Annotated in this window: 11 protein-coding genes; 10 read left to right on the top strand and 1 reads right to left on the bottom strand. The window is 72.3% G+C overall.

Annotation, left to right across the window (positions count from 1 at the left end; translation table 11 throughout):
• From VK640_10790 to cimA, 10 genes are all read left to right on the top strand, one after another.
• The coding region (locus tag VK640_10790) for a thiamine pyrophosphate-dependent enzyme (GenBank protein HTE73670.1) at positions 1-474 on the top strand (474 nt) is incomplete at its 5' end.
• 49 nt (positions 475-523) lie between these two features.
• Positions 524-1,057, top strand: a complete 534-nt coding sequence (gene ilvN, locus VK640_10785) for an acetolactate synthase small subunit (GenBank protein ID HTE73669.1) — start codon at positions 524-526, stop codon at positions 1,055-1,057.
• 15 nt (positions 1,058-1,072) lie between these two features.
• Positions 1,073-2,071, top strand: coding sequence for a ketol-acid reductoisomerase (gene ilvC / locus VK640_10780; protein HTE73668.1), 999 nt, complete (start codon positions 1,073-1,075; stop codon positions 2,069-2,071).
• Positions 2,072-2,162: 91 nt separating this feature from the next.
• Complete coding sequence (gene serA, locus VK640_10775; protein HTE73667.1) at positions 2,163-3,764, top strand: phosphoglycerate dehydrogenase; 1,602 nt, start codon at positions 2,163-2,165, stop codon at positions 3,762-3,764.
• A 5-nt stretch (positions 3,765-3,769) separates the two neighbouring features.
• A complete protein-coding gene (locus VK640_10770; protein ID HTE73666.1) occupies positions 3,770-4,687 on the top strand; it encodes a phosphotransferase in 918 nt (305 codons plus the stop codon).
• Between the two features lie 192 nt (positions 4,688-4,879).
• Entirely contained in the window at positions 4,880-5,005 is a 126-nt protein-coding gene (locus VK640_10765; GenBank protein HTE73665.1) for a hypothetical protein, read from the top strand.
• A gap of 2 nt (positions 5,006-5,007) precedes the next feature.
• Positions 5,008-6,060: a 3-isopropylmalate dehydrogenase gene (locus VK640_10760; protein ID HTE73664.1), complete on the top strand. Its 1,053-nt coding sequence runs from the start codon at positions 5,008-5,010 to the stop codon at positions 6,058-6,060.
• A gap of 46 nt (positions 6,061-6,106) precedes the next feature.
• Complete coding sequence (locus VK640_10755) at positions 6,107-7,195, top strand: branched-chain amino acid aminotransferase (GenBank protein HTE73663.1); 1,089 nt, start codon at positions 6,107-6,109, stop codon at positions 7,193-7,195.
• A gap of 89 nt (positions 7,196-7,284) precedes the next feature.
• Complete coding sequence (locus tag VK640_10750) at positions 7,285-7,737, top strand: SseB family protein (GenBank protein ID HTE73662.1); 453 nt, start codon at positions 7,285-7,287, stop codon at positions 7,735-7,737.
• 201 nt (positions 7,738-7,938) lie between these two features.
• The gene (gene cimA, locus VK640_10745) at positions 7,939-9,516 is read left to right on the top strand and encodes a citramalate synthase (GenBank protein HTE73661.1); all 1,578 of its coding nucleotides are present in this window, start codon (positions 7,939-7,941) and stop codon (positions 9,514-9,516) included.
• Positions 9,517-9,709: 193 nt separating this feature from the next.
• On the opposite strand, the gene VK640_10740 is transcribed toward cimA, so the two are convergent.
• On the bottom strand, positions 9,710-10,060 hold a 351-nt coding region (locus VK640_10740; GenBank protein HTE73660.1), incomplete at its 5' end, for a hypothetical protein.

Here is a 10,060-nt window from a genome sequence, read left to right as displayed (position 1 = left end):
ACCGTCTGGGCCATCGACGGCGACGGCTGCTTCCAGATGACCAACCAGGAGCTGGCGACCTGCGCGATCAACGACATCCCGATCAAGGTCGCCATCATCAACAACGGCAGCCTCGGCATGGTGCGCCAGTGGCAGACCCTGTTCTACAACGAGCGCTACTCCAACACCGACCTCGGCGGCGCGGGCCGGTCGGCAGCGGCCGCGGGGACCAAGGTCGAGCACATCCCCGACTTCGTGAAGCTGGCCGAGGCCTACGGCTGCATCGGGCTGCGCTGCGAGAAGGCCGAGGAGGTCGACGCCACCATCGAGCGCGCGATGGAGATCGACGACCGCCCGGTGGTCGTCGACTTCACCGTCCACCAGGACGCCATGGTCTGGCCGATGGTTCCGGCCGGCACCAGCAACGACGAGATCCAGGTGGCCCGTGACATGGCGCCGCAGTGGGACACCGAGGCCGGGGAGACACGCCGATGAGTTCTCCCCAGAGAATCACTCCTTCGTCGCGATGCCCCGGGGGCCCCGAATGAGCAGGCACACGCTGTCCGTCCTGGTCGAGAACAAGCCCGGTGTGCTGGCCCGGATCGCGGGGCTGTTCTCCCGCCGCGGGTTCAACATCGACTCGCTGGCGGTGGGCCCGACCGAGCACGACGACGTGTCACGCATGACGATCGTCGTCAACGTCGAGGAGCTCCCTCTCGAGCAGGTCACCAAGCAGCTCAACAAGCTGGTCGAGGTCCTCAAGATCGTCGAGCTGGACCCGTCGACGGCCGTGCAGCGTGAGCTGCTGCTGGTCAAGGTCGCCGCCGACCGCTCGACCCGCTCGCACGTCCTCGAGACTGTCCAGCTGTTCCGGGCCAAGGTCGTCGACGTGGCGCCGGACGCCGTGACGATCGAGGCCACCGGCAACGCCGACAAGCTGGACGCCCTGCTGAGGGTGCTGGAGCCCTACGGCGTCCGCGAGCTCGTGCAGTCGGGGATGGTGGCCGTCGGCCGCGGTCCCCGGTCCATCACCGACCGGTCGGCCCGCCAGTCGACCGTGACTCCCATCGCCCGCTAGAGGAGACGAAGAACCGTGGCTGAGCTCTACTACGACGACGACGCCGACCTGTCGGTCATCCAGGGCCGCAACGTGGCCGTCCTCGGCTACGGCAGCCAGGGCCACGCGCACGCGCTCTCGCTGCGCGACTCCGGCGTCGACGTGCGCGTCGGCCTGCCGGAGGGCTCGAAGAGCCGCGAGCGGGCCGACGCGGAGGGGCTGCGGGTCGTCACGCCGTTCGAGGCCTGCGAGGAGGCCGACCTGGTCATGGTGCTGGCGCCGGACCCGGTCCAGCGCAGGCTCTTCGAGGAGGCGATCGAGCCCAACCTGGTCGACGGCGACGCGCTGTTCTTCGGTCACGGCCTGAACATCCGCTACGACCTGGTCCGGCCGCCGGCCGGCGTCGACGTGTGCATGGTGGCGCCGAAGGGGCCCGGCCACCTCGTCCGCCGCCAGTTCGTCGACGGGCGCGGCGTCCCGGTCCTGGTCGCGGTCGAGCAGGACGCGACGGGCAACGCGTGGGACCTGGTGAAGTCCTACGCCAAGGGCATCGGCGGCACCCGCGCCGGAGCCATCAGGACGACCTTCACCGAGGAGACGGAGACCGACCTCTTCGGGGAGCAGGCCGTGTTGTGCGGCGGGCTCTCCGAGCTCATCAAGGCCGGGTTCGAGACGCTGATCGAGGCCGGCTACCAGCCGGAGGTCGCCTACTTCGAGTGCCTGCACGAGGTGAAGCTGATCGTCGACCTGATGTACGAGGGCGGCATCTCGAAGATGTACTGGTCGGTCTCCGAGACCGCCGAGTACGGCGGCTACACGCGCGGCCCGAGGCTGGTCACCGACGCCACGAAGGCCGAGATGAGGAAGATCCTGGGCGAGATCACCGACGGGTCCTTCGCCCGCGAGTGGATGGCGGAGTACGACGGCGGCCTCACCAAGTACAAGCGCTACTACCAGGAGAACACCGAGCACCCGGTGGAGCAGACCGGGCGCAGGCTGCGGCCGATGATGAGCTGGATCTCCGAGGGGGAGTGACCGTCCAGGGAGCACGGCACGGACGTTGCCGCCGCGTCCAGCAGCCGGACGGTTGTGAAACCGTTCACAAGTGCCCGCCTACGATGACCGGGTGACCAGCCAAGACCCGCGTCCCGTCGTCCTGATCGCCGAGGAGCTCTCGCCCGCGACGGTCGAGGCCCTGGGGCCGGACTTCGAGGTGCGCTCCGTCGACGGCACCGACCGGCCGGCCCTGCTGCCCGCCGTCGCCGACGTCGACGCGATCCTGGTCCGCAGCGCCACCAGCGTGGACGCCGAGGTCTTCGCGGCCGCCCGCCGGCTCAAGGTCGTGGCCCGGGCCGGTGTCGGTCTGGACAACGTCGACGTCAAGGCCGCGACCCAGGCCGGCGTCATGGTCGTCAACGCGCCGCAGTCCAACATCGTGAGCGCCGCCGAGCTGGCGGTCGGGCTGCTGCTGGCCGCAGCCCGCAACATCGCGCCGGCCAACTCGGCGCTCCGGCAGGGCGAGTGGAAGCGCAGCAAGTACGCCGGGGTGGAGCTCTACGAGAAGACCGCGGGCATCGTCGGCCTCGGCCGGATCGGCGCGCTCGTCGCGCAGCGGCTCTCGGCCTTCGGCATGCACGTCATCGCCTACGACCCCTTCGTCGCCGCGGGCCGCGCCGCGCAGATGGGGGTGCGCCTGGTCGGCCTGGACGAGCTGCTGCGCACCAGCGACGTGGTCTCGGTGCACCTGCCCAAGACGGCCGAGACGGTCGGCATCATCGGCGCCGAGCAGCTGGCCACCGTCAAGCCGTCGCTGATCCTTGTCAACGCCGCCCGCGGCGGCATCGTCGACGAGGATGCGCTGCACGCCGCCCTCAAGGAGGGCCGGGTCGCCGCCGCGGGCCTCGACGTCTACGCCAAGGAGCCCTGCACCGACTCGCCGCTGTTCGAGCTCGAGAACGTCGTGGCCACCCCGCACCTCGGCGCGAGCACCGACGAGGCGCAGGAGAAGGCCGGTGTCGCCGTCGCCCGCTCGGTGCGGCTCGCCCTCGCCGGCGAGCTGGTCCCCGACGCCGTCAACGTCCAGGGCGGGGTCATCGCCGAGGACGTACGTCCGGGCATCCCGCTCGCCGAGAAGCTGGGGCGGTTCTTCACGGCCCTGGCGGGCACCGTGCCGTCGCTGCTGGACGTCGAGGTGCGGGGCGAGATCGCGGCGCACGACGTCCGGGTGCTCGAGCTCGCCGCGCTCAAGGGCCTGTTCAGCGACGTGGTCGAGGACCCGGTCTCCTACGTCAACGCGCCGGTCCTCGCGTCGGACCGCGGGGTGGGCGTCCGGCTCACGACAGACACCGACTCGGCCGACTACCGCAACCTGGTGACGCTGCGCGGCACACTCGCCGACGGGACCCAGGTGTCGGTGTCGGGGACCCTCACCGGTCAGCGGCAGACCGAGAAGCTCGTGGAGGTCGACGGCTTCGACATCGAGGTCACGCTCTCCGACCACATGGCGGTGTTCCGCTACGACGACCGCCCCGGCATCGTCGGCACCGTCGGCCGGATCCTCGGCGAGGCCGAGGTCAACATCGCCGGCATGCAGGTCAGCCGCGACCGCAAGGGCGGCCACGCGCTGGTCGCCATGACGGTCGACGGCGCCATCCCGCAGGCAGTCCTCGACGAGATCGTTGCCGAGATCGGTGCCGCAACGGCGCGTCAGGTGGACCTGACCGAGTGATGCCCGTGTCGGAGCTCGTGGCCGTCGCCCGGACGACCGACGAGCGATGGCACAGCCCGCTGGGCGACGCCGCCGCGCAGGTCTGGGGGTACGGCGGCGCCGTCTTCGTGCGGTCCAGCGCCTGCCACGTCTTCGTCACCGACCGGGACGACGCCGGTCGCCGTCTGGTCCTTCGCCTCCGCCCGGCCCACGATCCCGGTGCCGCGCGGCTGCGGACGTCGGCCCGGGCGGCCGCCACACTCTCGGCCGCCGGAGCACCGATGGCGGCACCGGTCCCCGCGCTGTCCGGCGACCTCGTGGAGACCGTCGACGGCTACGCCGTCATGGCCCTGGAGACCGTCGAGGGCGACACCTGCGAGAACGACGACATCGACTGCGACCGTGCGCTGCGCTGGGGCCGTGCGCTCGCCGACCTGCACGACCGGGCCGGTGCCGCGGACGACTCCGACTTCGACTCCGACTCCGGCGCCGGCGCCGGACCGCCCGAGGGCGGGGGCCCGGTCGACCGGCCGCGGACCCCAGAGGTCTTCGGGGTGCTGCACGGCGACCCCGAGGCGGACAACCTGGTGTGGGCGGCGGACGGCGCCGCGACGTTCGTCGACCCGGACGACGTGCACGCGGGCTGGTTCGCCGCGGACGTGGCGTTCGCCCTGCGCGACTGGGCGCCACCCGCAGGCGCCCCCGACCTGGCCGACCCGGTGCCGCAGGCGTTCGTCGAGGGCTACCGGTCGCGCCGCCGGCTCAGCGACGAGGAGCTCGGCTGGATGCCCCTGTTCGCCCGGGCGGCCGCCGCCCGGACGCTGCGGGGTCTGGAGCCGGTGCTGGCCGAGCCGGTCGACCCTGACTGGCCGGACTGGGCGCACCGCCTGGTCGCCCGGGTGGCGGAGCGGGCCGCCGCGCTGGGCCGCGCACTGGACGGCTGAGTCCAGCATCCGGAACGCGGAGTCGAAACGGCGAGACACGTCCGGCGACGCGACGTACGGTCGGACGGTCATGACGCGGATCTTCGTACTTCCCAGCCGCGGCGGGGCCCGCTAGCAAGGGCCGGCTCCCCGTCGCGGAGTCCGGCGCGCTGGCCCGCCGCACGCAGACCGAGATGGGAAGCAGGAGACGTCATGAGGCACCACCACTCCACCTCCGCCACCGAGCGCCGCGATCGCGCGGACGCCACGGCCGCCGTCCAACAGGCCGTGCAGGAGGCCATGGACCGCCGGGACAACGGCGGCGAGACCGGCCACTGACCGTGTCCGGCACCCTTTCGGCACTCCGCCTCGCGGTCGTCCCCGGCGACGGGATCGGCCCCGAGGTGGTCGCCGAAGGCGTGCGTGCCCTCGAGGCCGGCTGCGGCGACGCGGTCAAGGTCGCGACGACCGAGTACGACCTCGGCGCCCGCCGCTGGCACGAGACCGGCGAGACGCTGCCCGAGTCGGTGCTCGACGAGCTGCGCGGGCACGACGCGATCCTGCTCGGCGCCGTCGGCGACCCGACCGTTCCGAGCGGCGTCCTCGAGCGAGGGCTGCTGCTCAGGTTGCGGTTCGAGCTCGACCACCACGTCAACCTTCGCCCGGCGCGGCTGTACCCGGGCGTGTTGTCGCCGCTGGCCGGCCGCGGGCCGGAGGACATCGACTTCGTCGTGGTCCGCGAGGGCACCGAGGGGCCGTACGTCGGCAACGGCGGCACCGTCCGCCGGGGCACGCCGCACGAGATCGCCACCGAGGTGAGCGTCAACACGGCGTACGGCGTCGAGCGGGTCGTCCGGGACGCCTTCGGGCGGGCGCAGCGGCGACCGCGCAGGCACCTGACCCTCGTGCACAAGACCAACGTGCTCACCAACGCCGGCGACCTCTGGGCCCGCACCGTGGCTGCCGTCGCGGCCGACTTCCCGGACGTGTCGACCGACTACCTGCACGTCGACGCCGCCTCGATCTTCCTGGTGACCGACCCGGGCCGCTTCGACGTCGTGGTCACCGACAACCTCTTCGGCGACATCGTCACCGACCTGGCCGCCGCCGTCACGGGGGGCATCGGCCTCGCGGCGAGCGGCAACCTCGACGTGAGCCGCACCAACCCCTCGATGTTCGAGCCGGTGCACGGCAGCGCGCCCGACATCGCGGGGCAGGGCGTGGCCGACCCGACCGCGACGATCCTGTCCGTCGCGCTGCTTCTCGACCATGTCGGGCTGGCCGACCAGGCCGCCCGGCTCGAGACGGCAGTGGCGGCCGACCTGGCCTCCCGGGGCGAGGTCCGGCGGGGCACCCGGACCGTGGGCGAGGCGATCTGCAGCCGGCTCACGTGACGACTCCGTCGTGACGCCGGTGCGACACCCCGGTACCGTCACCGTCATGAGCGACCTGACCATCGAGCTGGCCCCCTCGACGTCGCCGCGCACCGCCGAGGAGCGGGCGGCCCTGTTGCAGGACCCCGGGTTCGGCCAGGTCTTCACCGACCACATGGTCACGGCGTCCTACGGCCGCGACGAGGGGTGGCACGGGGCACGCCTGACGGCGTACGAGCCGCTCGTCCTCGACCCGGCCACCTCGGTGCTGCACTACGGGCAGGCGATCTTCGAGGGGCTCAAGGCCTACAGCCAGCCCGACGGCTCGGTGGCGCTCTTCCGCCCCGACCAGAACGCCGCGCGGTTCCGGCGCTCGGCCCGCCGGCTGGCCATGGCGGAGCTGCCCGAGGAGCTGTTCCTCGAGTCGCTGCGCGCCCTCGTGCGCGCCGACCGCGACTGGGTGCCGACCCGGCCGGGCGAGTCGCTCTACCTGCGCCCGCTGATGATCGCGACCGACCCGTTCCTCGGGGTCCGGCCCTCGTTCACCTACCGCTACCTGCTGTTCGCCTCACCGGCCGCCACCTACTTCCCCGGCGGCGTGCACCCGGTGTCGGTGTGGTTGTCGACCGAGTACGTCCGGGCCGCCCCCGGCGGCACCGGCGAGGCCAAGTGCGCCGGCAACTACGCGGCCTCGCTGGTCGCCCAGGCGCAGGCGGCCGAGCAGGGCTGCGACCAGGTGGTGTGGCTGGACGCGATCGAGCACCGCTGGGTCGAGGAGATGGGCGGGATGAACCTCTACTTCGTCCGCGCCGACGGCCGGCTGGTCACCCCCGCGCTCACCGGCACCCTGCTGCCCGGCGTGACCCGCGACTCGATCCTGGCGCTCGGCCGGGACCTCGGCCTCGAGACCGAGGAGCGGCGGATCAGCACCCAGGAGTGGGAGGAGGGCTGCGCCGACGGCTCGATCACCGAGGTCTTCGCTTGCGGCACCGCGGCGGTCGTCACCCCGGTCGGCGAGGTCAAGCACGCGGGCGGCTCGTTCACGGTGGCCGACGGCGGCTCCGGCGCGGTGACGATGAAGATCCGTGAGGCGCTGCTCGGCATCCAGCAGGGGACCGCGCCGGACCCGCACGGCTGGATGGTGCCGGTCGCCTGAGCGGGGGATTTGCCCGGTTTCTCACGAGGCGTCAGGGTAGAGGGGCCAGCACGCCCCCCTGCAGCCCCATCGAGGAGGAGACCCTCGCGATGACCGTGCCGAGCCCGAACGGCGACCACCCCGTCCAGTCCGACGACGCGACCCGGCAGACCGCGTCCGCGGCCCAGACCGAGTCCGCGATCGCCGCCGGCATGGCTGCCGGCGACACCGAGGCGGTCATGCGTGCCGTCGCCGCCAGCGACGTCGTGGTGCCGCAGACCGGAGCCGCGAACGGCGAGGGCGCTGCGCCCGACGGCTCGATCTCGCTGCCGGTGATCGAGCAGGACGGCACTTCCTACGTGCCCGTCTTCACCTCCGAGTCCACGATGGCGGCCGCCGCCCCGGACATCGACGACGCCGTGTCGGTGTCGGCCGCCGAGCTCGGCGCCAACTGGCCGTCGGACGACCTCTGGCTCGCGGTCAACCCGGGCACCGAAGACGGGCTGACCCTCCCTCCCGACGCCGTCCGCTCGCTACCGGTCTACACCGACGACACTCCCTGACGGCCCTCTGACGGCCCTGACGCCGTCCCGGATGGTGGGACACCGGCTGGTACGCGTGGTCGGTCCCACCGCCCGGTGGCACCCTCGTCGTGATGGCCAGCACGTGCATTACGACCTAGCGCGCGGTCGGGCCCGAGCCCGGACGACGCGCAGACCTCCCGCGACCGCGGGGGGTCTTTTTGTTTGAGGGGACCCGCCCGGATGACCAGCGACAGCTTCCACGTCTACGACACGACGTTGCGCGACGGCGCGCAGCAGGAGGGCCTGGCCTTCTCGGTCGCCGACAAGCTGGCCGTGGCCGCGCACCTCGACGAGCTCGGCGTGGGGTTCGTCGAGGGCGGCTGGCCGGGCGCCAACCCCAAGGACACGGAGTTCTTCCGGCGGGCTCGCACCGAGCTCGACCTGAGGCATGCGCAGCTCGCCGCGTTCGGCGCGACCCGCCGACCCGGTGCGAAGGCCGCCGACGACCCCCTGGTGGCCGCCCTGCGCGACTCCGGAGCCCCCGTGGTGACGGTGGTGGCCAAGAGCCACGACCGTCATGTCGAGCTCGCGCTCCGTACGACCCTCGAGGAGAACCTCGCGATGGTGCGCGACACCGTCGCGCACCTGCGGGCGGAGGGCCGGCGGGTGTTCCTCGACGCCGAGCACTTCTTCGACGGCTACCTCAGCAACAGCGGGTACGCCCTCGAGGTGCTCCGGACGGCGGCCGAGGCCGGGGCGGACGTCCTGGTGCTGTGCGACACCAACGGCGGCCGGCTGCCCGACGAGGTCGCCGACGTCGTGCACACCGTGCGTGAGGCGACCGCGGCCCGGCTCGGCATCCACTGCCACAACGACGCCGGCTGTGCGGTGGCCAACTCACTCGCGGCGGTCGACGCGGGCGCCAGCCACGTGCAGGGCACCCTCAACGGCTATGGCGAGCGCACCGGCAACGCCGACATCATGACCGTCGTCGCGAACCTCGAGCTCAAGAAGGACCGCCGGGTCCTGCCCGAGGGGACGCTGCGGGAGGCGACCCGCATCGCGCACGCGGTGTCCGAGCTGGCCAACGTCCCGCCCTACTCGCGGCAGCCCTACGTCGGGGCCTCAGCCTTCGCGCACAAGGCCGGCCTGCACGCCAGCGCGGTGCGGGTCGACCCGATGCTCTACCAGCACGAGCAGCCCGGGTCGGTCGGCAACGACATGCGGATGCTGGTCTCCGACATGGCCGGGCGGGCATCCATCGAGCTCAAGGGCCGCGAGCTCGGCTACGACCTGGCCGGGAACACCGAGCTCCTCACCAGGATCACCGACCGGGTCAAGGACCTGGAGAGCCGTGGCTACACCTTCGAGGCGGCCGACGCGTCCTTCGAGCTGCTGCTGCGCGAGGAGGTCGAGGGCGGGCCGCCGGACTTCTTCGAGGTCGAGTCGTGGCGGGTCATCGTCGACGCGCGCGGCGACGGCTCGGCCGCGGCGGAGGCCACCGTGAAGGTCCGTGCCGGTGGCGAGCGGATCGTCGCCGTGGGCGAGGGCAACGGGCCGGTCAACGCGCTCGACCAGGCGCTGCGCACCGCGCTCGGCAAGGCCTACCCGGAGCTGACCAAGCTCGAGCTCATCGACTACCGGGTGCGCATCGTCGACGCCGCGCACGGCACCGACGCGGTGACCCGGGTGCTCGTCGAGACCAGCGACGGCGAGACGTCGTGGGAGACGGTCGGCGTGCACGCCAACATCATCGAGGCCTCGTGGGAGGCGATCGTCGAGGCCGTGACGTTCGGCCTGCTCCGGCACCGCCGCTGAGCCGGTGCTCTGCGACGGGGGTGTGCCGGCCCGCTGACGCCCTGACACAACCGTTGCCCCTGGTGCCTCGTGGAGCTAAGTCGAAGGCCTTTCCGTCTCACCAGACCCAGTTGCGTCAGGCAGTCAGATCTCGACTCGTCGACGAACCTGCCGACGGCACGCCGAGTGAGCCGGCCGCGAACAGAGCCGGCATCTATTCACCGGGGGCGTCCTCCGCGGTGGTGGTCACGTTGGCGGACGCGTCGTACCAGCGCAGCACCCGCAGCGCCCTCAAGGTGTTCCACCGGCTAGGCGTGCCGTCCGGTTCCTCGAACCGGAAGTGGACCGCGCCGGGGTGGGTGTTCTCGAGCAGCCAACGCCCGTCGGGTCGGCGCTTTGCGCGGACGCGTTCGATCGCTTCGGCGAGCCGCGGATCCGGAGTGCCCCCACGCCGGGCGAAGTACTCCGTGGCCTTGAGCAGGTCGTAGTGCCAGCGTGGGGGGTAGGAGAACGATGCCCACTGAGGGTTGACCACCTCGCCCGTGCGTAACGATCGGAAGAGGTT

It is taken from the genome of Actinomycetes bacterium (assembly GCA_035489715.1).
Classification (GTDB): Bacteria; Actinomycetota; Actinomycetes; order JACCUZ01; family JACCUZ01; genus DATHAP01.
Note: the sequence above shows the minus strand (reverse complement) of the source record. Positions and strands in the feature narration are given on the sequence as shown.